At 65.5% G+C, this 25,269-nt stretch carries 17 protein-coding genes and 2 pseudogenes; 10 read left to right on the plus strand and 9 right to left on the minus strand.

Going from position 1 to position 25,269, the window contains the following annotated elements; all coding sequences use genetic code 11:
- Nucleotides 1–30: 30 nt before the first annotated feature.
- A complete protein-coding gene (locus HUU99_RS03505; protein WP_217430749.1) occupies nucleotides 31–720 on the plus strand; it encodes an HAD family hydrolase in 690 nt (229 codons plus the stop codon).
- 21 nt (nucleotides 721–741) lie between these two features.
- On the opposite strand, the gene HUU99_RS03510 is transcribed toward HUU99_RS03505, so the two are convergent.
- Complete coding sequence (locus HUU99_RS03510; protein WP_174285192.1) at nucleotides 742–2,034, minus strand: family 1 glycosylhydrolase; 1,293 nt, start codon at nucleotides 2,032–2,034, stop codon at nucleotides 742–744.
- 568 nt (nucleotides 2,035–2,602) lie between these two features.
- On the opposite strand from HUU99_RS03510, the gene HUU99_RS03515 reads away from it, so the two are divergent.
- The 5 genes from HUU99_RS03515 (at nucleotide 2,603) to HUU99_RS03535 (ending at nucleotide 7,959) form a co-directional block, all read left to right on the plus strand.
- Nucleotides 2,603–2,692, plus strand: coding sequence for a potassium-transporting ATPase subunit F (locus HUU99_RS03515; RefSeq protein ID WP_174285193.1), 90 nt, complete (start codon nucleotides 2,603–2,605; stop codon nucleotides 2,690–2,692).
- A gap of 112 nt (nucleotides 2,693–2,804) precedes the next feature.
- Nucleotides 2,805–4,508: a potassium-transporting ATPase subunit KdpA gene (gene kdpA / locus HUU99_RS03520; RefSeq protein ID WP_174285194.1), complete on the plus strand. Its 1,704-nt coding sequence runs from the start codon at nucleotides 2,805–2,807 to the stop codon at nucleotides 4,506–4,508.
- 13 nt (nucleotides 4,509–4,521) lie between these two features.
- Nucleotides 4,522–6,552, plus strand: a complete 2,031-nt coding sequence (kdpB, locus tag HUU99_RS03525; protein WP_174285195.1) for a potassium-transporting ATPase subunit KdpB — start codon at nucleotides 4,522–4,524, stop codon at nucleotides 6,550–6,552.
- A 10-nt stretch (nucleotides 6,553–6,562) separates the two neighbouring features.
- A complete protein-coding gene (kdpC, locus tag HUU99_RS03530; protein WP_174285196.1) occupies nucleotides 6,563–7,147 on the plus strand; it encodes a potassium-transporting ATPase subunit KdpC in 585 nt (194 codons plus the stop codon).
- Nucleotides 7,148–7,221: 74 nt separating this feature from the next.
- Nucleotides 7,222–7,959, plus strand: coding sequence for a response regulator (locus HUU99_RS03535; RefSeq protein WP_174285197.1), 738 nt, complete (start codon nucleotides 7,222–7,224; stop codon nucleotides 7,957–7,959).
- 124 nt (nucleotides 7,960–8,083) lie between these two features.
- On the opposite strand, the gene HUU99_RS03540 is transcribed toward HUU99_RS03535, so the two are convergent.
- Nucleotides 8,084–10,537: a TonB-dependent receptor gene (locus HUU99_RS03540; RefSeq protein WP_174285198.1), complete on the minus strand. Its 2,454-nt coding sequence runs from the start codon at nucleotides 10,535–10,537 to the stop codon at nucleotides 8,084–8,086.
- Nucleotides 10,538–10,939: 402 nt separating this feature from the next.
- On the opposite strand from HUU99_RS03540, the gene HUU99_RS03545 reads away from it, so the two are divergent.
- The gene (locus HUU99_RS03545) at nucleotides 10,940–12,679 is read left to right on the plus strand and encodes an outer membrane beta-barrel protein (RefSeq protein ID WP_217430751.1); all 1,740 of its coding nucleotides are present in this window, start codon (nucleotides 10,940–10,942) and stop codon (nucleotides 12,677–12,679) included.
- 71 nt (nucleotides 12,680–12,750) lie between these two features.
- On the opposite strand, the gene HUU99_RS03550 is transcribed toward HUU99_RS03545, so the two are convergent.
- Nucleotides 12,751–13,125 (minus strand): YnfA family protein, encoded by a 375-nt coding sequence (locus HUU99_RS03550; protein ID WP_174285199.1) that lies wholly within the window; start codon nucleotides 13,123–13,125, stop codon nucleotides 12,751–12,753.
- A gap of 200 nt (nucleotides 13,126–13,325) precedes the next feature.
- Here HUU99_RS03550 and HUU99_RS03555 point away from each other — a divergent pair, with 200 nt between their 5' ends.
- Nucleotides 13,326–14,438, plus strand: a complete 1,113-nt coding sequence (locus tag HUU99_RS03555) for an S-(hydroxymethyl)glutathione dehydrogenase/class III alcohol dehydrogenase (protein WP_174285200.1) — start codon at nucleotides 13,326–13,328, stop codon at nucleotides 14,436–14,438.
- Between the two features lie 66 nt (nucleotides 14,439–14,504).
- Here HUU99_RS03555 and HUU99_RS03560 read toward each other — a convergent pair.
- The 6 genes and pseudogenes from HUU99_RS03560 to HUU99_RS03585 all read right to left on the minus strand — a co-directional run.
- Nucleotides 14,505–14,744 (minus strand): annotated as a pseudogene (locus HUU99_RS03560) (DUF2891 family protein); the annotation flags it as partial.
- Between the two features lie 89 nt (nucleotides 14,745–14,833).
- Nucleotides 14,834–15,061, minus strand: a pseudogene (locus tag HUU99_RS03565) (helix-turn-helix domain-containing protein); the annotation flags it as partial.
- Nucleotides 15,062–15,162: 101 nt separating this feature from the next.
- The gene (locus tag HUU99_RS03570; protein WP_174285201.1) at nucleotides 15,163–16,182 is read right to left on the minus strand and encodes a YncE family protein; all 1,020 of its coding nucleotides are present in this window, start codon (nucleotides 16,180–16,182) and stop codon (nucleotides 15,163–15,165) included.
- Nucleotides 16,183–16,368: 186 nt separating this feature from the next.
- Nucleotides 16,369–19,437: an efflux RND transporter permease subunit gene (locus tag HUU99_RS03575; RefSeq protein WP_174285202.1), complete on the minus strand. Its 3,069-nt coding sequence runs from the start codon at nucleotides 19,435–19,437 to the stop codon at nucleotides 16,369–16,371.
- Nucleotides 19,434–20,459: an efflux RND transporter periplasmic adaptor subunit gene (locus HUU99_RS03580; protein WP_174285203.1), complete on the minus strand. Its 1,026-nt coding sequence runs from the start codon at nucleotides 20,457–20,459 to the stop codon at nucleotides 19,434–19,436. Before HUU99_RS03580 ends, HUU99_RS03575 begins: the two co-directional genes overlap by 4 nt.
- Entirely contained in the window at nucleotides 20,456–21,796 is a 1,341-nt protein-coding gene (locus HUU99_RS03585) for a TolC family protein (RefSeq protein ID WP_174285204.1), read from the minus strand. The genes HUU99_RS03580 and HUU99_RS03585 overlap by 4 nt, the downstream gene beginning before the upstream one ends.
- Before the next feature lie 292 nt (nucleotides 21,797–22,088).
- Here HUU99_RS03585 and HUU99_RS03590 point away from each other — a divergent pair, with 292 nt between their 5' ends.
- Nucleotides 22,089–24,497, plus strand: coding sequence for a TonB-dependent receptor (locus HUU99_RS03590; RefSeq protein ID WP_254602898.1), 2,409 nt, complete (start codon nucleotides 22,089–22,091; stop codon nucleotides 24,495–24,497).
- Nucleotides 24,497–25,207, plus strand: a complete 711-nt coding sequence (locus tag HUU99_RS15465) for a phosphatase PAP2 family protein (protein WP_254602899.1) — start codon at nucleotides 24,497–24,499, stop codon at nucleotides 25,205–25,207. The genes HUU99_RS03590 and HUU99_RS15465 overlap by 1 nt, the downstream gene beginning before the upstream one ends.
- The last annotated feature ends 62 nt before the right edge of the window (nucleotides 25,208–25,269 follow it).

Below are 25,269 nucleotides of genomic sequence, written 5' to 3' on the forward strand. Positions count from 1 at the left end.
GGACTTGGCGCGCGCAAGCAAGGAATGACCATGCACATCAAGGCAGTTCTCTTCGACATCGACGGTACGCTGATCGACAGCAACGATCTGCATGTCCTCGCCTGGGAAGAAGCCTTCGCCGGCATCGGTGCAAGCTTCGAGCGAGACGTGCTCCATGATCAGATCGGGAAAGGGACGGACATGCTCGTCCCCGCACTGATACCCGACCTCGACGAGGCGGAACGGGAACGCCTCGGCGAAGCGCATGGCACGATCTTCAAGGACAGATATCTCGGCGAGGCGAAACCCTTCGCCGATGCTCATAGGCTGCTGAAGCATGTGTACGATCATGGGCAGAAGATCGTTCTGGCATCGTCCGCGTCGGCCGGCGAACTCGACCATTATCTGGTTCTGCTCGACGCCCGGGATCTCGTCGCTGCCACGACCAGCAGCGACGATGTCGAGCGGACCAAGCCGGCCCCCGATATCTTCGCGACCGCACTCGCCAAATTACCGGGGCTCCAGCCGGACGAGGTCATGGTCGTTGGTGACACGCCCTACGACATCGAAGCCGCCGGCAAATGCGGCATCGCGGCCATAGCGGTCCGGACGGGCGGATTTGCGGACGATGTCCTGCAAAGGGCGGGTGCCGTGGCGATCTACGACGATCCCGCCGCACTGCTGGCGGGTTACGACACGTCTCCGCTCGGCCCGCAGCCCGTCCGTCCGAAGTGTCCGTGAAGCATCGTAAAGGTGCCGATCTTAGCTGTCGGGCACCGCGGCAACGCTGCCGACATGCTTGATCATCCGTCGTGCCCGCGCGCGCTGCCGTACCGCGTGGACGCCGTCGGTTTCGTCCGGCATGACCACGGGGACGGTCAGGCACATGCTCTGGGTCGGCAGCACGTCGCGCCATTGCAGGATCAGGTCCTTATAGGCCCGGCCGACCGGCCTGATATTGCGATCGAGATCATAGAGACCCAGCGTATTGACGTTGCCATTGGTTTCGCGGAGCGCGCTGTCCCAGTCGATCTGGTCGGTCAGCGAATACCATGTGAACCCGACAACCGGCACGCCGTCGTTGCGCACGCGCAACACGTTCGCCCACTCCTTCCATAGCCAGTCCACCGCCTCGGTGCCGAGCGGGCCCTGGGTCAGATTGGTTTCGGTATGCATGACGGGCAGCTGGTAGCGGCCATGATATTGCCGCGTGATCTCGCTGTAGCCGAAGATCTCGCCGGACGCCCGCGTCGATCCGTCGGGTGCGACCCGGTGCTCGTTAGTGACGTAATAATCGTTGCCCATGATGCAGTGCTGTTTGAGTTGGTTGTCGAGGAAGAAGTGATATTCTTCCTTGGTCATGCCGTTATCCAGCAGATATTCGTACATCTCCGAATCGACACGGCGGCCGTAATTCAGATCGAGCGAGAGGAAACGCTGCGAATTCATCAGTTCTGCCGCCCGGATCGCTGCCGGGCTTTCTGCATGGAAATATTCGGACGACTCGCTTTGAATGAAGATCGCATCCGGGCGGACCGTGAGGATCGCCTCCATCGCCAGCACATTGGCCTTGACCAGGTGTTTCAGGGCGGTGACGAACCCCAGTTCGCTGCTCAGCTGCTCGTTCCACCAGCCGTAACGGGCCGAAAAGGTGGCGCAGATATACATCTCGTTGACCGGGGTGTAGAGTTGCACCCAGGGGAAGCGGCGGGCGAAGGCCAGCGCATAACCGCGAAACAGCGCTGGAAAATCGGGGTTCTGAAAATTCCCGATCCAGTCGGGCACGCCGAAATGACACAGATCGACGATCGGCGCGATGTTGCGTCGCTTCAGTTCGGCAAAGGCCTGGTCGGCGAATTCCCAGTCGTATTTGTGCTCGGCAAGCCACGTCTTGTGGATCGGCGGCCCGAAGCGGAGATAGCCGATGCCGATCTCCTCGACGAGCGCGAAGTCCTCCCGCCAGCGTCGATAGTGGCCGCAGCTCTCCATCTCGTCGACGCGCGTGCGTCCGCCGTTGATGGTCGGTACGCTGTTCTCGATCCCGGTCGCGAACATGAAGGTGGCGATGACGTGTCTCCTTGGGCAGGCATGCGATCGGCCGACAGAAAAGCGCGCGCGTGGACAAGTCCAGCCAAATGTTGCGGCCCTGGCGGTTTTTGACGTGGGCCGTTCCGTCAAGGCGTCGCAGCGCAGCCCGTCGGTTGCCCCGAAGGGACGGCGCATAGCCCGGTGCTCGCGCACACAAAACTATAGAAAACATATGCAAACGGCGCGTTTGCCGTCTCGAAACTCCACGCCGATCGGTCTAGCCTCGCGGCATGGACAAACTTGAGAATCAGGCGGAGCGACGATGGCATGGGGCGCCGCCGCCGTCGGCGAAAGGCGGACGCGATGATCGCTTCGTCGGCCCGACGAAGCGATCTTTTCGTTCGTCGTCCTCCCATGGCCGACGCGTCGGCATGGTTTCTATCGATGATGGTCGAACAGCGACGCATCTCATCGCCTGAATATCCCAACCGGAGGACGTAATGCAGGATCTACTCTGGCTATCTGCACTTGGCGGATTGTTTCTTTTGACGGTCGCGTATTTCCGTCTCTGCAGCAACGTTTGAAGGAGCCGTCGATGACCATCGATCTCTGGCTCGGCGGAGCGACCGCGATCGTCCTTCTTGCCTATCTCGTCGCGGTGCTCGTGCACCCGGAGCGGTTCTGATGGGATCGCACACGCGCCATGCCGACGCCGCCGGTCGGGACCGCCGGCGCAGCCGACCTTGCGCATTCGACCGCCGTCGTTCGGTTTGGCCGCCTCTTTTCGGATCACCACTATGACCATCCAGGGCTGGTTGCTCATCCTCGTATTTACCGCGCTGGTCATAGCGATGGTCAAACCGGTGGGCACGGGTCTGTTTGCCGTTATGGAGGGGCGACGGACGTTCCTTCATTTCGCGCTCAGTCCGGTCGAGCGCGCCGTCTACGCCGTCTCCGGCGTCAAGCCGGACGTCGAACAGAATTGGCGTCGCTACGGCATCCACATGCTGCTGTTCAACGTCGCCGGGCTGCTGCTGACATACGCCATCCTGCGCCTGCAGAATTTCCTGCCGCTCAATCCGCTCGGCCTGCCGGGCGTTCCCGACCATCTGGCATGGAACACCGCGATCAGCTTTGCGACCAATACCAACTGGCAAAGCTACAGCGGCGAGTCGACGATGTCGCAGTTCAGCCAGATGGTCGGATTGACGCTGCACAATTTCACGTCCGCGGCGACCGGCATCGCGCTCGCTTTCGCCTTCATTCGCGGCTTCGCACGCAAGGAAGCGGGCGAGCTCGGTAACTTCTGGGCCGATGTGACCCGCGTCACCCTGTATCTGCTGTTGCCGGGTTGCATCCTGTACGCCGTCGTCCTCATGGCTTCGGGCGTTCCGCAGACCTTCGACGGTTCGGTCGTCGCGACGACGCTCGAAGGCGCGAAGCAGACGATCATCCTGGGCCCGGTCGCGAGCCAGGAAGCGATCAAGATGGTCGGCACCAATGGCGGCGGTATCTTCAACGCGAATTCGGCGCATCCGTACGAGAACCCCAACGCGCTGATCAACCTGCTGCAGATGCTGTCGATCTTCTCGATCGGCGCGGGCCTGACATGGTGTTTCGGCAAGGCGGTCGGCAACACCAGGCAGGGATGGGCGATCTTCGCCGCGATGCTCGTGCTGTTCCTCGCCGGAACCGCGGCGACCTATGCCGCCGAAGGCACAGGGAACCCGATCCACCATGCGATCGGGATCGCTGGCGGCAATATGGAGGGCAAGGAAGTCCGGTTCGGCATCGCCGCTTCCAGCCTTTTCGCGGTCGTCACCACCGATGCCTCGTGCGGCGCGGTCAACGCGATGCACGACAGCTTCACCGCGCTCGGCGGCATGATCCCGCTGTTCAACATCCAGCTGGGTGAGATCATCTTCGGCGGCGTCGGCTCCGGGCTGTACGGCATGCTGCTCTATGTCATCCTCGGCGTGTTCATCGCCGGGCTGATGGTCGGACGAACGCCGGAATATGTCGGCAAGAAGATCGAAGGCCGGGAGGTGAAGCTCGCGGTTCTGGCCATCGCCGTCCTGCCGTTGATCATCCTCGGGTGCACCGGCATCGCCGTGGTCAGCAAGGACGGCCTTGCCGGGATCGCCAACCAGGGACCGCATGGGTATTCGGAGATCCTATACGCCTTTACCTCGGCGGTCGGGAACAACGGCAGCGCGTTTGCCGGCCTGACCGCGAACACGCCGTTCTACGATGGGCTGTTGGGCGTGGCGATGTGGCTCGGCCGCTTCTTCGTGATCGTGCCGATGCTGGCGATCGCCGGCAGTCTCGCCGCCAAGCGAGTCGTTCCGGCCTCGTCGGGATCGTTTCCGACGTCGGGTCCGCTGTGGATTGCGCTCCTGATCGGCATCATCCTGATTCTCGGCGGTCTGACTTTCCTGCCTTCGCTCGCTCTTGGACCAATCGCCGAACATGTCGCGATGATCCACGGCCAGCGGTTCTAAGGAGCGCATCATCATGGCTCGCGCCGCATCGCCATCGCTGTTCACCGCCGACCTTCTCGGCCCAGCGATCGCCGCTTCCTTTCGCAAGCTCGACCCCCGCGCGCTGGTGCGCAACCCGGTCATGTTCGTCACCGCGATCGTCGCGCTGCTCGTTACGGTAATGCTGGCAACGGGCATCGGCGGTGGCACGATCGCTTTCAAGGGACAGCTCGTTTTCTGGCTATGGCTGACCGTGCTGTTCGGAAATTTCGCCGAGGCGCTCGCGGAAGGGCGTGGCAAGGCGCAGGCCGCATCGCTGCGCGCGACCAAGGGTGAATTGACCGGCAAGCGGATCGCGGGCGCAGGCACCGAAGAGGTACCCGCGGCGATGCTTGGCGTCGGCGACATCGTCCTGGTCGAGAATGGCGACCTCATCCCGGCGGACGGGGAGGTCGTCGAGGGCATCGCCTCGGTGAACGAAGCCGCGATAACGGGCGAAAGCGCCCCCGTGATCCGCGAGGGCGGCGGCGATCGATCGGCGGTGACCGCCGGCACGCGCGTCGTGTCCGACTGGCTGAAGGTCCGGGTCACCGCCGGGCCGGGCCAGGGTTTTCTCGACCGGATGATCGCATTGGTGGAAGGTGCGGAGCGGCAGAAGACTCCCAACGAGATCGCGCTGACGATCCTGCTGGTCGGCCTCACGATCATCTTCCTGATCGCCGTCGGCACGATCCCCATGTTCGCGCATTACGCCGGCGGCGTCGTGCCGGTGGTCATCCTGTCGGCGTTGCTCATCACGCTCATCCCGACGACGATCGCGGCGCTGCTCTCCGCGATCGGTATCGCCGGCATGGACCGACTGGTCCGCTTCAACGTGCTCGCGAAATCCGGCCGTGCGGTCGAGGCCGCGGGCGACATCGACGTGCTCCTGCTCGACAAGACCGGCACGATCACGATCGGCGACCGCCAGGCGAGCGAATTCCGCCCGGTCGGGGGCGTTCCGGTATCGGAGCTGGCGGAGGCTGCGTTACTCGCCAGTCTGGCGGACGAAACCCCCGAAGGGCGCTCGATCGTGCTCCTTGCGCGCGATCGATATTCGGTTGCGACGTCGGTGCTGCCCGATGGCGCGGAGATCATCCCCTTCACCGCCCAGACCCGCATATCGGGCGTCAAGGTCGGCGAACTGCTGATCGAAAAAGGTGCGGTCGACTCGGTCTTTCGCGCGCATCCGGGGTCGGGCGACACTGCGGCCGCGACCGAACTGCGCCGCGCGACGGACGAGATCGCCCGCGCCGGCATGACTCCGCTCGCCGTCGCCAGCAACGGCCGCATCCTCGGCGCGATCGCGCTTAAGGACGTCGTCAAGGCCGGCGTCCGCGAGCGGTTCGGCGAATTGCGGCGGATGGGTATCCGTACCGTCATGATCACCGGCGACAACCCGCTGACCGCCGCCGCGATCGCCGCCGAGGCCGGGGTCGACGATTTCCTGGCGCAGGCGACCCCCGAGGACAAGCTGGCCTATATCCGCAAGGAACAGGTCGGCGGGCGGCTCGTCGCGATGTGCGGCGACGGTACGAACGATGCCCCCGCGCTCGCCCAGGCGGATGTCGGCGTCGCGATGAACACCGGTACCCAGGCCGCGCGGGAGGCGGGCAACATGGTCGATCTCGACAGCGATCCGACCAAGCTGATCGAGATCGTCGGTCTCGGCAAGCAGCTGCTGATGACGCGTGGGGCGCTGACGACCTTCTCGATCGCCAACGACGTCGCCAAATATTTCGCGATCCTGCCCGCGATGTTCATCGTGCTGTATCCCGGGCTCGGGCTGCTGAACGTCATGCGTCTGTCCACCCCGACCGGCGCGATCCTGTCGGCGATTATCTTCAACGCGGTCATCATCCCGTTGCTCGTGCCGCTCGCGCTCAGGGGGGTGAAATACCGGCCGATCGGTGCCGGCCCGCTGTTGGCGCGTAACCTGGGCATCTACGGGTTCGGCGGCCTGGTGGCCCCCTTCATCGGCATCAAGATCATCGACCTCGGCGTATCCGCGCTCGGTCTGGCATAAGGAACGCAAAATGGGTTCGGACATCCTGTCGGGGCTGCGACCGGCTTTGGTAATGACATTGTTCTTCGTGCTTCTGCTCTGCGGCGTGTATCCGCTCGCCGTGATGGGGATCGGCAAGGTCGCTTTCCCGGTCCAGGCGAACGGCAGCCTGATCGTCGACCGCGGCGTCGTCACCGGATCGACGCTGATCGGCCAGTCGTTCACGACGGCGCGCTATTTCAACTCACGTCCGTCCGCGGCCGGCAAAGGCTATGACGCGAGTGCTTCGTCGGGTTTGAACCTGGGTCCGACGTCGAAGGTGCTCGCGGACAGGATCAAGGGCGACATCGCGCTTCGGCGCTCTCAAGGGCTGACCGGTCCGGTGCCCGCGGATCTGGTGACGGCATCGGCGTCGGGTCTCGATCCCGACATCTCGCCTGCCGCCGCCCTGTTCCAGGTGCCGCGCGTGGCGACGGCGCGCCACCTGCCCGTCGCGGCGGTACGCTCGCTCGTCGAGCGCTCGATCGAAACCCCGCTGCTGCCGTTTGCGGGCGATCCTCACGTGAACGTGCTTTTGCTGAACCGCCGGCTCGATGGAACCAGACCCGGCCGGTGACATAGCGCGGGCGCGCGCGCCGGCCGTCATGTCCTGCAGTCCTTGCCGGCGGAAGACGATGAAGGATACGACTGATGACAACCCGCGCGAAAGTGCTGGTCGTGGACGACGAGCCATCCATTCGCCGGCTTTTACGGATCACGCTGGAGCGCGCCGGCTATGCGGTCGCGGAAGCGTTCGACGCACGCGAGGCGCTGGCTTCCATCGCCGACGCGGATCCGTCGGCGATCCTGCTCGACCTGGGACTGCCCGATCGCAACGGCATCGAATTGATCCCGATCCTCGGAAAAATATCGCGCGCCGCCGTCCTCGTCGTGTCCGCAAGGGCAGCGACGACCGAAAAAGTCGCGGCTCTGGACCTCGGCGCGACGGATTATCTGACCAAGCCCTTCGATACGGAGGAACTGCTTGCCCGTCTTCGCGCGGCGATCCGCAACCGCATCACGAAGGAAGGCGGCACCGCTACGATAGTCTCCGGCAACGTCACGATCGATCTGCTCGGTCGCATGGTCGTGAAGAACGGCGAGGAGGTGCATCTCACGCCGAAGGAATTCGCCATCGTCGCCGAACTGACCCGTTTCCCGGGACGGGTCATCACCCACCAGCACTTGCTCAGTACCGTATGGTCCGCGGAGTACGAGCATCATGTGGAATATCTGCGTGTCGTCATCCGCAATCTGCGGGCCAAGATAGAGGACGATCCCGCACGACCACGTCTGGTCGTAAACGTCCTGGGTGTTGGCTACCGCTTCATCGCCGACGAGCCGTCGAACCCCGATGGTGTGACGGTGCCGGCCGCGCGTCCGCATTGATCGAGCGGTAGCGCCGGTTCGGATACCGCCCCCCAACCCACCCGAGACATCGCAACCCGTAAACGACGGCCGCACGACCTTATCGTCGCGCGGCCGTCCCTACCCCCCCGAAACGACGATCCGATCAGAAGTGGAAGCTGAGGTCGACACCGCCGGTCAGCGGCTGGTTGGTTACGATCCGGTTGAACGAGGCGGCGGGCAGCGTCTCCTGGAACAGGCTTTCCAGCTGGGCGTGCTTGTTGAACACGTTGTTGACGAACAGCGCTGCGCTCCATCCCTTCTCCGAGCGCAGCCCGACGCGCAGGTTGGTGAGATCGTAATCGGGCAACAGGATGTAGCGGCCATTGAGCGAATAGCCGTAGGGGAAGGCGAGCGAGTAGCGTTGGCCGGTATAGCCGTTCTCCCCGCTTGCGGTGAAGGACAGGCCGCCGCCGATGTCGTGCGAATAGCTCAGGATCGCATTCGCGGTGACGGGTGCCACGTCCGACAGCCGATCGGCGGGGACGATCTGCCAGTGCGGACCCGAGTCGACGCGCGCATGGGTATAGCTCGCGGACACCTTGAGCTCGAATCCTGCGCCGAGCACGCCGCGCGTCTCGATCTCTCCACCGTAGATCTTCGCCTTGTTGCCGTTGATGTTGAGCTGCCAGTCGCCCGGCAAGGCGAGCAGCTGGATATGGTCCCAGTCTTCGTAATAGACGCTGCCGTTGATCGTCAGGCGACGGTCGAAGAGGCGCAGCTTCTCACCGACCTCATAGCTCCACACCGAATCGGCGTCGTAGCTGGTCGGCCATTTGTTGCCGGTGAAGTTGTACGGCGCGTAGACCGCGCTCCAGTAAGGCCCGGTGACGGGATATTGGGCGTTGCCGCCACCCGGGCGGAAACCGCGCGCGGCGGTGGCGTAGAGCGTCAGGTCGGAGTTCGGCGTGAACGACAGGTTGAACTTCGGGCTGACGCCCTGCTCGTTGTGCGTAATGAGCCCCGACAGCGACGGCGTCGCCGCACCAAGCCCCGATCCCCAGCCGGTGATCGACGAGGTGAAATGATAGTCGAACTTGTAATAGCGTGCGCCGGCGCTGAACTTGAGCGTCGGCGTGATCGCGAACGTGCCTTCGGCGAAGGCGGCATATTGCTTCAGATGGGTCGGCGAATAGGCGAGGAACCAGCTGGTCGTCGTCGCACGATTGAAAGTGCCAAGGTCGAGATAGGCGGAAGGGTTCGACGTGCGCCCGTCGAAGTTCCACGTCATGTGATAGTCGCTGTAGAACAGCCCGCCGACCCAGCTCAGCCGATGGTTGCCCTTCGAGGCGATGCGCAGCTCCTGGCTGAACTGGCGCGACGGGTCGTTCTCGGTGCCGGAGACGATGCCGCTGCCGTTCGGCCCGTAATAGCCGGGATTGGGCAGGCCGTTGTTCGACGCATAGGTCGCGCCGGTATTGGGGTTGTTGAAATCCTCGCTGCCGTCCTCGACCTGGGTCGAGCGGCGGTTCCAATAGGCGCTGCTCGACGTGATGTCGAACGAGTCGAAGGCGTAGTTGACGGTCAGGCCCAGGATGATGATCCGGTCGGTCAGCGGCTCGGCGACGTCGAACGGCTGATAATGCGCCAGGGTGCCGGGATCGCTGTCATAGGCGCTGACGCCGTCCTGCCTGCTGTGCTGGTAGAGTATCATCGGCGTGATCGACAACGCGTCGGTCGGCTTCCATAACAGCGTCGCGCGGAAGCCATAGGTCTGCGACGCGTTGGAACCGTGATAGTCCTTGATCACGGCCGCGCCTGCGACGTTGCCGCGGGTCGATCCGTCCACGCTGCCTATCGGATAGCTGTTGCCGGCGCCAGCGACGATCCGGTCGATCCAGCCGCTGGTGTAATTCTCCGAACCGACGATCCGCAGCGCCAGCCGGTCCTCGACCAGCGGCAGGTTGAGCATCGCGTTCTCGGCATGGTTGAAGCCACCGCCCTCGGTACCCGACAAAGTGGCCTGCGCGCTGCCCTCGATCCTGGTCGCATCGGGCTGGTTGGCGATCAGTCGCACCGTGCCACCCATCGATCCCGAGCCGTAGAGCGTGCCCTGCGGCCCGCGCAGGATCTCGATGCGGTTGAGGTCGTAGAGCGTCGGGTCGATCACCACCTTGCCGTTCTGTGCGGCGGAGGGCGCGGTCAGCGGAATGTCGTCGAGGTAGAAGCCGACGGTCGGCGAGTTGCCGCCGCTCGATGTCATGCCGCGCAACTCGATCTCGGTCTGGGTCGGCCCTTCGCTCTTGAGCGACACGCCGGGTGCCGATTGCGCGAGGCTCGCGAAGCTGGCGATGCCGCGCGCGGCAAGCTCGGCACCGCCCACGGCGGTGATGCTGATCGGCGTCGACTGGACGGTCGACGAGCGGCGCTGGGCGGTGACGACGATGTCCGCGCCCTGGCTGCTCACCGGCGCAGCACCCGCCGGGCTGGCGGCGGCGGACTGCGGATCGGGTGCTGCCGACCCGGCCACCGTCGGCGAGACGCTTTGCGCTTGCACAGCCCCGACAGACAATGCGGTGCTGGCCAGCAGCGAGAGCGTATATTTCACGACCGGCGTCATAACGGTACTTCCCCTTGAAGGATGTCGTTGGTAGCGGCCCAGCCCCTCGCCACGCGATCGTCTCCATGGCGCACCGACGCATCGGTCGGGCGGCTGGCCTTTGATCGCAGCTGGATCGGCGACGGTATTCCGCCCTTGCCGAAGCATAATATTAGTTCGGAGCGAAATAGTATTTCAATGCCGGAAGCCGACTACTGGCATAAGTATCGCGTTTGTTTTTCCCCGGCATTATAGTTAAAAGGCAACGCGTCCGTGCCAACGACGAAAACATATGCGAATGCTATGGGTAAGCGCGGTGAATGACGTTGCTAACCAACGCGGTGTTCCGTAAATGCCGCCGGAACGCACCTGTCGACAATAGTCGTCGGGTGCGTTCGCTATCGGGGAACAACAGAGAAGATCATGAATACTAACGTACGGTATAAAGCCAAATTGTCGGTCGCATCGATCGCCCTGGTTACCGCGCCGTTCGGTGCTGTGGGCCACGCCTATGGCGCTACGCTGCCCCAGAACGATGGGCCGCAACCGCCGGCGACCATCGCACCGGTATCCGGAACGCCCCGGACCGACGTCGGGGGTGGCGCCACGCTATCCGCGTCGGATCAGACCGGCGGGACGCCTGCGCCAGCGCCGGACACCTACACGACCGACAACCTTGGCGGCGGTTTCTTCCACCGCCTGTTCGGTTACTACAAACTCGAAATGGGCCACGGCTCTGCCCCCGCCGATCCGAACGCCCCGTCGTCGCGCCAGGACGGCTGGTCGCCGGCACCGGTAACGGCGCCGCCGATGCCGTTCACGGAATGGCCCTACGGCGGCGCGACCAGCCTGGGTGTCACCCGGCCCAATGCGGTCGACAGCCCGCTGATGACCGCGCTCGCGCCGGGCGGCCTCGGCCATGCGCTGTCGAATGCGCATATCCAGGCCTATGGCTGGGTCGATGTCGGCGGCAATTACGGATCGAACTCCGTGCGCGGTGGCAACGCGCCCGGCGGCTATAACTACGAGCCACGCCGCATCCAGCTCGACCAAGCGGTGATGTATGTCGAGCGCGTCCCCGACACGGTGCAGACCGACCATGTCGACTGGGGTTTCCGCGTGTCGGCGATCTACGGCGTCGATTACCGCTACACCATCTCCTACGGCCTGCTCAGCGGCCAGCTGACCACGCGTAACAACGACTACGGCCTCGATCTGCCGATGGAATATGTCGAACTCTATATTCCCAAGATCGCGCACGGGCTGCTGATCCGCGCCGGCCGCTTCATCTCGATACCGGACATCGAGGCGCAGCTGGCACCCAACAACTACATGTACACGCATTCGATGACCTACACGTTCGACAATTTCACGAACACCGGCATCCTCGCGACGCTCGCGGTCAGCAAGAACCTGTTCCTGCAGGCGGGCATCACCGACGGCACGGAAACCGCGCTGTGGAATGCCGGCAAGACGATCGCCAACCCGTTTCCCAACCCGCTATATCCGGGCACCCGCTTCGCCAAGGATCCGGGCAATCAACCCTCGTTCTCGGGTTGCATCCGCTATCAGACGTCGGATGCCGGTACGGCTGTCTATGGCTGCGTCAACGGTATCAACAGCGGGCGGTGGGGCTATAACAACCTCCAATGGCGCGGCCTGACCGTCTACCACAAGTTCAGCGACAAATGGCATATCTCGATGGAGACGTATAATATCGTCGAACGCGATGTGCCCAACGCATTGAACCCGGTGGTACAGACCGCCTATGCGAACGGCGGCACCCCGTTCAGCCCTCAGTACACGCCGTTCAATGCTCCGGGCCTCGCGCAATGCAATAATGCCACTGCGCTGAAGTGCGACATCTATGCGCAGTCGGGGCTGGTCTACCTCAACTATTCGCCCAACGCGCTCAACAACTTCACCGTGCGCGGCGAGTATCTCGACGACGAAGAGGGCCAGCGCACCGGCATCAAGACGCGCTATGCAGCCGGGGCGGTCGGATGGCAGCGCTGGCTGTCGCCGCAGATCGAACTGCGGCCCGAGGTCGCCTATTATCGCTCGTTCGATGCGGCGGCGTTCAACGGCAACTCCAATCGCGGGATCGCGCCCAACAAGCAAGACTCGGTCGTTCTGTCGGGCGACGTGATCGTGCACTTCTGACGACCCCCGATGCACCAGCCCGCGCCCTGGATTGCGCGGGCTGGTCTTTGGCCTGGAACAGATCGATGTCGTTATTTCGCGTTTGGAGCGTGTTCGCGCTGCGTCGGCCTGAGAGCCGTCCCGGCAGCCCGGTGCGGCGACAGCAGGATGACGCCAGCGCCTACCAGGCAGAGCAGCGCGCCGATCAGGTCCCCTCTGTCCGGGCGGGTGCCTTCGACGATCCACATCCAGCACAGGGCGGCGACGATATATACGCCGCCATAGGCGGCATATGCGCGGCCGGCCTGCGTCGTATCGACCAATGCGAGCAGATAGGCGAACGTCCCGAGTGCCGCGCAGCCGGGTGCCAGCCAGAAGACGGACCGACCCAACCGCGCCCAGGCCCAGAAAGAGAAGCACCCCGCAATCTCGGCGAGCGCCGCGCCGATGTAGATGAGCACCGTCATATGTTTGTCGCGCTCCACGACCCTTGCGCCGGATGTCGACGACGCCTCACCGGACGCGGCCGTGCGGCCACTTGGGCGACGGCGGATCGATACCGTCGGTCGGATACTATCGCGAATCGCCCCTGGACGTCAGGCCCCAATTCGCAGATGCCGCCTGCCCGTAGCATGCTATGCGTGCCGCTCAGGAGGATTGACCCGATATGAAAACCCGTGCCGCCGTCGCGTTCGAAGCCAAGCGGCCGCTCGAAATCGTCGAACTCGATCTTGAAGGGCCAAAGGCCGGCGAGGTGCTGGTCGAGATCATGGCGACGGGCATTTGCCACACCGATGCGTACACGCTCGACGGATTCGACTCCGAAGGCCTGTTTCCCAGCGTGCTGGGGCATGAAGGTGCCGGGATCGTGCGCGAAGTCGGAACTGGGGTGACCAGCGTCGCGGTCGGCGATCACGTCATCCCGCTCTACACCCCCGAATGCCGTCAATGTAAGTCGTGCCTCAGCGGCAAGACCAACCTGTGCACCGCGATCCGCGCCACGCAGGGCAAGGGGCTGATGCCCGACGGCACGACGCGCTTCCGCTACGACGGCCGGCCGATCTTCCATTACATGGGCTGCTCGACCTTTTCGAACTTCACCGTGCTACCCGAAATCGCCGTCGCCAAGATCCGCGAGGACGCGCCGTTCAACAGCACGTGCTATGTCGGCTGCGGGGTGACGACCGGTGTGGGCGCGGTGGTCAACACGGCGAAGGTGCAGGTCGGCGACAATATCGTGGTTTTCGGTTTGGGCGGGATCGGGCTCAACGTGTTGCAAGGCGCGCGCATGGCCGGCGCGAACAGGATCATCGGCGTCGACATCAATCCGGACCGCGAGGAATGGGGTCGCCGCTTCGGACTGACCGACTTTATCGATGCGCGCGGCAAATCGCGCGACGATATGGTCGCGGCCATCCTGGCGCTGACCGACGGCGGCGCGGACTTCACCTTCGACTGCACGGGCAACACCGAGGTGATGCGTACGGCCCTGGAAGCGTGCCACCGCGGTTGGGGTACGTCGATCGTCATCGGGGTCGCCGAGGCCGGCAAGGAGATCGCAACGCGACCGTTCCAGCTCGTCACGGGCCGCAACTGGCGCGGGACGGCGTTCGGCGGGGCCAAGGGGCGGACCGACGTTCCGAAGATCGTCGACTGGTACATGAACGGCAAAATCGAGATCGACCCGATGATCACGCACGTCCTGCCGCTCGAAGATATCAACAAGGGCTTCGACCTGATGCATGCCGGCGAGAGCATCCGCAGCGTCGTGGTGTTCTGATGGAGACCGTTTTGGCGGTACGATCATCAATCGACCACAGCTTTCGGTAAAGCGAGGAACGCGTTAGCGGATCACGGCGGCCTCCGGCATGTCGGGGAAACGCCGCGCGAGGCGCATGACCTGCCACCAGCCATGAACGCAGCTGTGCCAGTCGAAACTGCCATGGAAAATCGGGTGCAGTTCGTCGGGCGCGACCAGATCCTGAGGGCCGGTCAGGATCAGATCAAGCTTGAACGGCCAGCGCCTGTCCAGATGCGCTAGCGTCAGGGACACGAATCGTCGCGCCGTCGCTTCGTCGAGGGTCATCGAAATCCCATCCCGTAAAGCAGCGCGATGCTCCGCAGTCAGGCTCTGCCGACTTTTGAATTGGAAAGATTTGATGTGAAGCGGTTTGGCTCTTCGAGCCACGTTCGCCGCCTCTTCCTCGATCGACAGGACGGTCGACCTGGCGACCTTGGGTCCGGTCGGCAGATCGGCGGTCGAGGTTCGCCGCTTCCATTTGGCGACGGTCTTCTGGTTGATGCCGTGGCGCTTGGCCAGCACCCTCAAGCTCGCTTGACCATGCTGTATCGCTCGGCGGACTGCCTCAGTCGTTGCGGCACCCCGTAAATTACCTGGCCCATAGCGCTTCCTTCCAGCCGACGGTGAATAGTGCACCATCAAAGCCGGGATCAAACATCCAGCCGTTCAGAAATCGCAGGCCGACCGCAACAACCGGCGCGTATCAGCCGCCGGCTTTCACCACCAGCACGTGGAAGCTGCCGGTCTGTGCCACGGGGCGACGACCGCCGGTCGTCAGCGGTGGCGAGAAGCGTGCGGTCGGCAGGTAGAGCGTGCCGGTGCGCGGATCGACGGCACCGGTCCGCGCGCCCGGTTCGGTCGGGATCGTCGCGACCACCGTCGGAACCGCGGACGCCAGCGCGATCATCGTCAGCGAACCGCTCCTGCCGCACGGAATGAAGGCGAGCCGCGCGCGGGCATCCAGGATCACCGCATCCGCGCCCTGGCCGATGTCCAGCAACGCCACCTCACGCCGCGTGTCCGCGTCGATGACGGCCGCCTTCGCGTTCGCGCACGCGCTAATCAGCCAGTGGCGGCGCGCGTCATAGGCGAGGCCCGACGGCCCCTCGCAGCCCGGGAGCGCGATCGCGGGGCCGACCGCACCCGTCGCCAGGTTCGCGGTCTCGATCTCGTTCGCATCCTCGTTGTTGACGAACAGCGTATCGCCGGGACCCGCCTGGCCGAATTCGAGGCCCGGCTTCAGCGCGATCGTCCGCACGACCTTGCGCGTCGGGACGTCGATGACCGACACGGTTCCCGACTTCGCATTCATCACCGCAGCACGGTGATGAACCACATCGTAGAACGCCGCGTCCGGACTGTGATCGACCGGGATGCGGGCGACCTCGCGCCCGTCGGCAGGGTCGATCAGCCGCACGGTGTCGTCGCCGCCGCTCGTCACGAGCAGCAGGTTCCGGTCGGGCATCGGGACGACCGAATGGCCGCGCACGACGGTGCCGATCGATCGCACGGCCGCAGGATGCGCAGGATCGATCACGGTGACGCCGGTGCTGCGCGCGACATAGACCTGGCCCGTCGTCGCGTCGACGCTGGCATAGTCCCAGCCGCCATCGGGGCCCGCGATCGAACCGGCCACCGAATAACGCGCCGTCCGCGATGGCGTCGCGCCGATCAGGGCGGCGGCGGTGGCGGCCAGCAGGGCGTACGCAAGCAGACGGGTCATCAGATGGTCCTCGTATATCGCCCGACGATACCGCGACCGGCGGCGGAACAACAGCCGCGGCACCGCAGGATTGCGCGGAACCGATCTTGTGGCCGCCCATTATCGGCGGGTGTTTCGTGGCCGACCGGTGCCGGGCAGACCTCCCGCAGGAACGAAGGGGCTGTACGACCGGACGATCCCGCCTCGCTATGGCGCCCCGGCCACCCGCTGGGATCGTGCGCGAGACCCGCCGCCGAACGCCAGCACCAGCATCGGCAACAGCGTCAGCACCAGCGGCGCACCGATCGCAAGCCCGAAGATGATCGCGGTCGCGAGCGGCTTCTGCAGTCCCGACCCGCGACCGATGCCGAGCGCGAGCGGGGCGAGCGTCAGGATCGCGATCATCGCGGACATGACGATCGGGCGCAGCCGCTTGCTGCCGGCCTCCAGCAGGGCGGACGCGTCGATGACGGTGCCGTCGGGCAGTTCGGCGAGGTAGAAGATCGCAAGCTCGGTCAGCATGCCGACGACCATCGTCAGGCCCATCAGCGCGGAGATGTCGAGTTCGGTGCCCGTGATCCACAGCCCGACGAACACCGCCGCGATCGACAGCAGCACCGTCGCGACGACCGCCGCGGTATAGGCCCAGCGTTCGTAGAGCAGGGTCAGCAGCAGCGCGGACAGCAGCAGCGCCGCGACGAACACCGTCGCCAGATCGTGGAACGACCGGGTCTGCTGCTGATACAGCCCGCCATATTCCACGCGGACCGCGGGCGGCAGGCGAAGCCCGGCGACCGCGGCGCGCACCCCGGTCATCGCGGTGCCGAGATCGGTGCCCTCCAGCCGCCCGGTGGCCGCGATGAACGGGGCCAGCCCCTCGCGCGTGATCTGGCGCTGGCCGGCCGCGATGCCGACCGTGGCAACCGCGCGCAGCGGCACGGCACGACCATCGGCGGCGCGAACGGTCAGCGCGGCGAGTTCGCTCGCCCGGGTGCGCAAGTCCTGCGGCACGCGGACCCGGACGTCGATCGAGCGCTCGCCCGCGAGCACCGACGTCGCGACCACGCCGCCGACCTCGGCGTCGACCTGCCTGGCGATAATATCGGGATCGAGCCCCGCCATCGCCGCGGCGGCGCGGTCGACATGGATCGTGATCGCATCGCCCGCGACGCGCAGTCCGCTCGCGACCTCGACCACACCCGGCACCTTGCCGATCGCCTCCACGACCTTCGCGGTCGACGCCTCGATCAGCGCGGGATCGTCGCCGAACAATTTGACCTCGATCGGCTGCGGCACCGCGGTCAGATCGCCGATCAGATCCTCCATCAACTGCGCGGTCTCGATCTCCAGGCCGGGAACCTGCGATTGTACCTTCTGGCGAATCTGCGCCATCACCTCGTCGATCGGGCGGCGCGATCCGGTCTTCAACCGGATGAAGAAGTCGCCCTCGTCCGCCTCGCTCAGCCCGCCGCCCAGTTGCAGCCCGGTCCGCCTGGAATAGCTGGTCACCTCGGGCGTCGCCTGCACGATCGCCTCGACCTGGCGGAGCAGCCGATCGGTGTCGGTCAACGCCGCGCCGGGTTTCGCCTTGTAATCCAGAATGAACCCGCCCTCGTCCATCGCCGGCATGAAGCCGGATTGCAGATGCGTCCACGCGATCCCGCCAAGCGCGACGAGGATCGCGGCACCGATCGCGGCGACCGGCCCGGGCCGCGCGAACGCCCATGTCGCCGCCCTCGCGTAGCGGCGCTCCAGCGCGGCGGTGACCCGGTCGCCCTTCTCGGAGGCTTCCGCGTCCTTGTTCGTCAGCCAGCGTTCGGCAATTACGGGCAGCACGAACCGCGCATAGAGCAACGACACGGTCAGCGCCGCGACCATCGTGACCGCAAGCGCCTTGAAGAAGCCGCCGGTGACCCCGGTGATGAACGCCAGCGGCAGGAACACGACGATCGTCGCCGCGGTCGATCCGTACAGCGGTTTCGCCATCTCGCGTGCCGCCGCCAGCATCGACGGCCGTGGCCGGTCTTCGCGATCCGCCTCCTGCAGGCGACGCATCAGATGCTCCAGCATCACGACCGCATCGTCGACCACCAGCCCGACCGCCGCCGCCATGCCGCCGAGCGTCATCATGTTGAAGCTCATCTCGAGCACCATGAGCGCGAGGCACGTCGCCGCCAGCACCGCGGGCAGCAGTACCGCAGTAATCGCCATCAGCCGCCAACTGCGAAGGAACAGGAACAGCACCAGCCCCGCCAGCACCGCGCCGAGCAGGATCGAATCGCGCACCGATGTCGCCGCGCCGGTTACCAGCTCGGATTGGTCGTAGAACGGGCTCACCTTCACGTCCGCCGGCAGCGCCACGGCCTTCAGCGCATCGCCGACCGACCGGACCAGCCCGACCGCGTCCGCGGTCGGCGTCTGGCGGATGTTGACCAGCACCGCATTCTGCCCGTTCGCGGTCACCCGCGTCCAGGCGGGGGCCGCACCGCGCCGGACGGTCGCGATCTGGCCAAGCGTCACGACGCCCGCCCCTGCCGTCGCCGCCGCCTTGACCGGGATCGCTGCGATATCGGCTTCGGTCGTCACCCGGTTCTCGACCAGCGCGAGGTACAGCCGGTGGCGATCCTCGATCCGGCCGACCGCGGCGACGGTGTTGGCGCTGGCGAGCGCGGTGTTGACGTCGGTGACCGCGATGCCCAGCGCCTGCATCCTCGCGGGATCGATCGTTACTGCGATCTCGGGTGCCGCACCGCCCAATATGTCGACCCCGGCGACACCGTTTACGGAGGACAATACCGGCCGCAGGGTGGTTTGCGCGATCTGCGCCAGTTCGACGCCGCTTCGCTTGGTGGACGTCAACGACAGCCCGAACACCGGGAAGATCGTCGGATCCGATCGCCGCACGCCGAACCGGATCCCCGGCGGCAGGTCGGGGGTGAGGGCCGCAAGCGCGGCCTGCGTCGCGAGCGTGGCGGCGACCATGTCCTCGCCCCAGTCGAACCCGAGCTGCACCTCCGCCGAACCGCGGCTGGTCGTCGACCGGATTTGGGTGACGCCGGGGATGCCGCGAAGCGCGATCTCCGCCGGGCGGGTGATCTGCGCCGCCATCTGCTCCGGATCGCGCTCGCCCGCATCGATCGAGACGACGACGCGCGGATAGTCGATATGCGGGAACAGGCTGACCGGCAGCCGCGTCGCCGCGACCAGCCCCGCGAGGGTCACCAGAATGACCGCGAGGCAGATCGATCGCTGGTGCCGGATCAGCGCCTCCTTCACTGCACCCGGACCTTCATCCCGTCGTCGAGCGCGGTGCCGCCTTCGATCACGACCCGGTCGCCGGGGTTGATCCCCTTCAGGATCTGCACCGTGTCGCCGCCGCCATTGCCGGTGACGACCGCGACGCGCGACGCCACCCCGCCGCGCACGACGAAGACATAGGTCCGGCCACCATCGTCGAGCAACGCCGCATAGGGGACCGCGATGCCGGTCGTCGTCGCCCCGATGCTCAGCGTGGCACGCACCGGCTGCCCCGCGGACAGCCCCGCGGCAGGCGGAACGCGCACGAACACCGATGCCAGCCGGGTGGTCGCATCGACTTGCGGATCGACGCCAACGACCGGTACCGTCACCGACGCACCGCCATTCATGGCCTGGATCGCGATCGCCATGCCGGGCCGGATGCGAAGCGCCACCGCGGGATCGACGCCGATGCGCGCGCGCAGATCGCCGCGCCCGACGATCGACGCGATCACCGCGCCAGCCGCGAGCTGATCCCCCGGGTTGGCGGTCAGCCCGGCCACCGTACCCGCCACCGGCGCACGCAGCGTCGTGCCGTTGCCGGACAGACCGAGATTGGTCTGAGTAGAGTGCGCCGTCGCCGCCGCGGCCTTAGCGGTCTCGACATCGGCATTCGCGATCAGCCCGTCGCTGCGCAGCCGCAGCGCGCGGGCATAGGCGGCGTCCGCGACCTGGACGTCGCTCGCCGCCCTGGCGAGGGCGGTGCGCGAGCCCGGGCTGGGGCGCAGCACGACGATCGCCTGACCGGCGGCGACCGCGGTTCCGGTCGGTGCCGCGACGCGGGCGACGATCGCCTCTGCCGGCGCGACGATCGCATGGTCCGCGGACGGACCGGCTTCGGTGGTCCCGTAAGCCACCACCGAATCGCTCCGCGCGCCGGTTACCGCGCTCGCCACGCGCACCATTGCGGTCGGCTTGGCTTTCTCCGCGGCGTCGGGGGTTTCCGCGCTGCCACAACCCGCCAGCATTAACGGGAGCGCAATCAGGGCGAACGGCTTCATCGTGTCCATCCTTCGCTGGGGCCACCCGACAGCAGTTCGAGGGCGATCGTCTGTTCGGCGATCTGCTGATCCAGTTGCGACAGCGTCAATTGCCGGTCGCGGATCGCCTGCGCCGCCGCGTCGGCGGTCGCGGGTGCCAGATCACCGCGATCGGCGGCGCGCTTCGTGGCGTCCGCATATTGCCGGAGCGTCGGCAATTGATCGACCAGCGCCCCGCGCTGCCGCCGGACGACCGTCAACGCCGCGACCGCGGTGCCGATATCCGCGCGCGTCTGGAACAGTCGCGCGTCATATTCGGCCTTCAGTTGCGCGCGGGTCGCGGTGGCGACGGCGATCCCGCCGCGGTTACGGTTCCACAGCGGCAGCGCGAAGCCGACGGTCGGCCCCGTGGTGTAATTGCCCGCCGTATCGCGCGCCCCCGCCAGCTGCAGCGACAGGTTCGGGAACTGGTCGAGCACTTGTTTGTGCAGGTCCGCCTCCGACGCCGCATAGCCCTGACGCAACGCCTGGAGATCGAGCCTGCGGTCGATCGCCTGCGCGGTCAGCACGGATGCGGCGGGCGGGACCGGCGCCGGACCGGCGGGGGCGAGGATCAGCATCGTTTCCGGCGGCAACCCAAGCAGCTTGCTCAGTTCGCCGCGTGCGGCCGTCAGGTCGCGTTCCGCCGCCCGCGCCTTGTCGGCGCTGTCGAGTGCCGCCTGCCGCCGCGCGTCCAGATCGCCCGCCGCCAGGTCGCCCCGCCCCGCCGCCCGGCCTACCGCCTGGAACAGCCGCTCCGCCGCCGCCGCACTGAACCGCGCGATGCCGGCCTGCTGTGTCAGCGCGAGGATACGAACGCCCAGCAACCGCGCCTGTCCCGCCGCCTGCCATTCCGCCCAGGCGTAATCCAGCCGCACCTGCCGCTTGCTCGCCTTCCCCGCCGCACGCGTCGCACGCGCGAGCCTGAGCTGGCCGAGGTCGAACCCGATCTGACCGCCGAAGCCATTGAGCGGATCGGGTCCCGAGATGCGCTTGTCGAACGTCCCGGCCGCGGTCGGATCGGGGATCAGCCGCGCGGCGAAGGCCTGCGCGCTCGTCACCCCGCCCTTCATCCGTAGCGCCTTCAGGTCGGGGTTCTCCAGAACCGCCAACACCGCCAGCGCATTTGGGGTCAGCGGCTGCGAAAGGTCGATCGGTTGCGCGGTCAGATACGGCCGGTCGATCCGCGCCGCATCGACGGAAACGATCGCGGGATCGGACGGCGCAAGCACCGCGTCCGCCGATCCGAGCGGCGACGCGCGGTAGGTCGCGCATCCCGACAGGAGTGCGACCGCCGGTAGCAAAGCCAAACCGCGCATCACGTCCCCCCAGCCGGCAACATCCGATCGACCACGATCGCGTCATAGCCGTCGTCCATCGCCTGAGCCAACACGTCGCGGCCGTTCGCCGCGAGCGTCACGATATGCCCCGCCCCGCGCAGGCAACGGGTATCGGCTACTAAGCCTACGGCCTTACATCGCCTGGTATCGATCGTCCGATCCGGTCGTCGTTTACAAATCGTCAATCTTTGTTCCGACGCGGAATCGCAACAGAACTGTCACGCTGCGGCCGTAGCGCTTCGCCAGCAGGATTGGCGTGGGGGAAGCGAAGATGAAGACGTGTCATATCCGGGCGCATGCTCGTGGCCTTGCCATGGGTGCCAGCGTCCTGGCGCTGTGTGCGCTCGCCGATCCGGCGCTCGCTTCGGCGCTCGACAAGCCGGTAGCTGCGAAGGATGCCGCCCCGCCCCTCCCGGCGGCCGCCAGCGGGGACCCGCAGACGCAGACGACGGGCATCGCCGAAGGTTCGGACATCGTCGTGACCGCGACCCGCGCCAACGAGATCGCGCCCGTCACCGCGTCGCTGCAGGAAAAGCAGCCGCAGTCGATCATCAGCCGGTCCTTCATCGAGGATTCGCTGCCGGCGTCCGCGGACTTCAACCAGATCGCGCTCATCAGCCCGAGCGTGTCGAACACGGGTGCCGCGAACGGCGTCGGCCTTTCGGAATCGAAGGCGCAGATCCGGGGCTTCCAGGACGGCGAATACAACGTCACCTATGACGGCGTGCCGTTCGGCGACACCAACGATCCGACGCATCATTCGAACACCTTCTTCCCGTCGAACACGATCGAGACGCTCGTCGTCGATCGCGGTCCCGGGAACGCCAGCCAGCTCGGCCAGGCGACGTTCGGCGGCAACATCAATCTCTTCAGTCGTGAAACCCGCGAGAACCCGGGGGTGGAGCTGAAGGGCACCTACGGCACCTACAACACGTATCTCCTGCGCGGCGTCGCGCAGACGGGCGCGATCGACAAGCTGGGCGGCACCGAAATGGTGTTCAGCGCGCAGCATATCGGATCGGACGGCGCGCGGACCTACAGCCCCTTCTATTCGAACAACGTGTTCGGAAAGATCGTCATCCCGGTCGGCCCGCATGCGCGGCTGACGCTGCTCGGCACGTATAATGAGAACAGCTTCAACCAGCCGGACAATGACGGCGTGACACTGGGGCAGACGGCGCTCTACGGCAAATACTTCAGCCTGAACAACGATCCGAATACGCAGGATTACTATAAGTACAACTACACCCACAAGACCACCGACTTCGAGATCGTCAAGTTCGAAGCCGATCTTGCGCCGCACTCGACGTTCGAGAATCGTGCCTATACCTATAGCTACGACAACGAGACGCTGAGCGGCAACGACGTCACCATCTACGGCACGGCGACGCCGACCGCGACCACGGCTGCGCAGATCGCCGCCGCCGTGACTGCGGCGAACGTCACGACGCCGACGCAGGGCGGCAAGGCGGTGCTCGGGGGCGTTCCGGGGTACACCAAGACGAACAAATACCGGGTGTTCGGCGATATCGCCAAGACGCGGCTCGATTTCGGCTTCGGCACGCTGACGGCGGGCGCATGGCTCGAATTCTCGAACACCTATCGCCAGCAGCGCGATGTGAACCTGATCGACCTGTCGCCCAACTATGTCGAGAAAGCCGTCACGAACCCCCTGACAGGCGCGGTCACACCGGCGAACATCAAGTTCGACCAGAAGAGCCACACGAACCATACCGAGGAATTCGTCGAACTCGAACTGCGGCCGATCGAAGGACTGACGATCACGCCGGGCTACAAGCATGTCGATTTCGAACGCAAGATCGACGCGCTGTACAATCAGACGACGCGGTACGCGCAGACGCAGCAGAACACGTATGCGGCCGACCTGCCGTTCGCGCAGATCAACTATGCGATCACGCCGAAATTTTCCGCCTATGCCGAGTTTGCAAAGGGCTTCCTCGCGCCGCCGCTCACCGTGCTGTATGTCGCCAACCCGACGCTATCGACCGTCGCGCCGGAACGTTCGACCAATTACCAGGCGGGTGTCGTCTATCACGGCCAGAACCTCAGCCTCGACTTCGACGGCTACAAGATCGATTTCACGAACAAGTTCAACTCCTTCACCTCGCCGACGCCGGGCGTCGGCGTCATCTACATCAACTCGGGGGCGGTGACGTACAAGGGGCTCGAAGGCGAGATCACCTACGCGTTGCCCCGCGGCTTCGCGCTGTTCGCCAACGGGTCGCGCAACTATGCGAAGACCGACAATCCCGGACAGCCGCAGCAGCAGGTCGCCAAGGCACCCGAATGGACCGCTGCGGGCGGAGTCCTCTACAAGAACGGCCCGATCCGCTTCTCGTTGATCGACAAATGGGTGGGTCACCAGTATTTCATCACGCCGGTGGGGACCGTTCCGGCCGGCACCTATGACAGCTACAATAGCCCGACCTATCAATCGAACGGCTACAACACGGCGATCCTGGCGACGAGCTACGAGTTCCGGCGACACATCCGGTTCGGGCTGGAGATCTATAATCTGCTCGACTCGACCCGCGTGACCAGTATCAGCCAGGGCAAGGCCGCCACGGGGACGAGCGGGGTGAACAGCGTCTTCCCGTACGACCAGTATATGTTCCAGACCGGCCGGCAATTCACCGGCGATATCACGGTGGTGTTCTGATGCGCATAACGATCATGATCGCCGCGACCGGGCTGCTCGCCTTCGCCGCGACCGCCAAGAGCACGGCGAAGGTGCCCAAGGAGGCGTCGATGCTGACCGCGGCCGATCTGGACCCGGCGACATTCCTGCCGCCGCCGCCCGTTGCGGACAGCGTCCAGGCGAAGGCCGAACTCGCCGAACTCCTCGCCGTCGAGCGCGCCCGTACCGCCACCGATGTGACGGCGGCCAAGTCGGATAGCGAGACCAAGAACGCCAGCATCTTCACCGAGGCGATCGGCCCCGGGTTCGATCTGGCGAAGCTGCCGCAGACGACGAGGCTGATGGCGATCGTGCGCACCGCCGAGAAGGACGCGGCCAATCGCGGCAAGGACGAATTCAAGCGTCCCCGCCCCTGGATCATCGACGCCGATCTGAAGACCTGCGAACGCAGCGACGAACCGCTGTCGAGCTATCCGAGCGGCCACACGACGATGGCGTTCTCGATGGGTGCGACGCTCGCAAAGCTGGTTCCCGCCAAGGCCCAGCCGATCATGGCGCGCGCCGCGCGGTACGGTCAGAGCCGGATCGTGTGCGAACAGCATTGGCGAAGCGACGTGACCGCCGGCGAGGCGCTTGGCATCACGGTTGCCGAGCGGCTGATGGCGAAGCCCGCTTTCGCGGCGCAATTCGCGGCGGCGCAGACGGAACTGGCGGCGGCGGGGGTGCGATAAAGCGGCGTAACCGCATCTTAGGAGGAACCATTCCATAAGGCGACGATCCGCGCCGAATATGG

The organism is Sphingomonas bacterium (assembly GCF_903642285.1).
In the GTDB taxonomy this organism is placed as follows: domain Bacteria; phylum Pseudomonadota; class Alphaproteobacteria; order Sphingomonadales; family Sphingomonadaceae; genus Sphingomonas.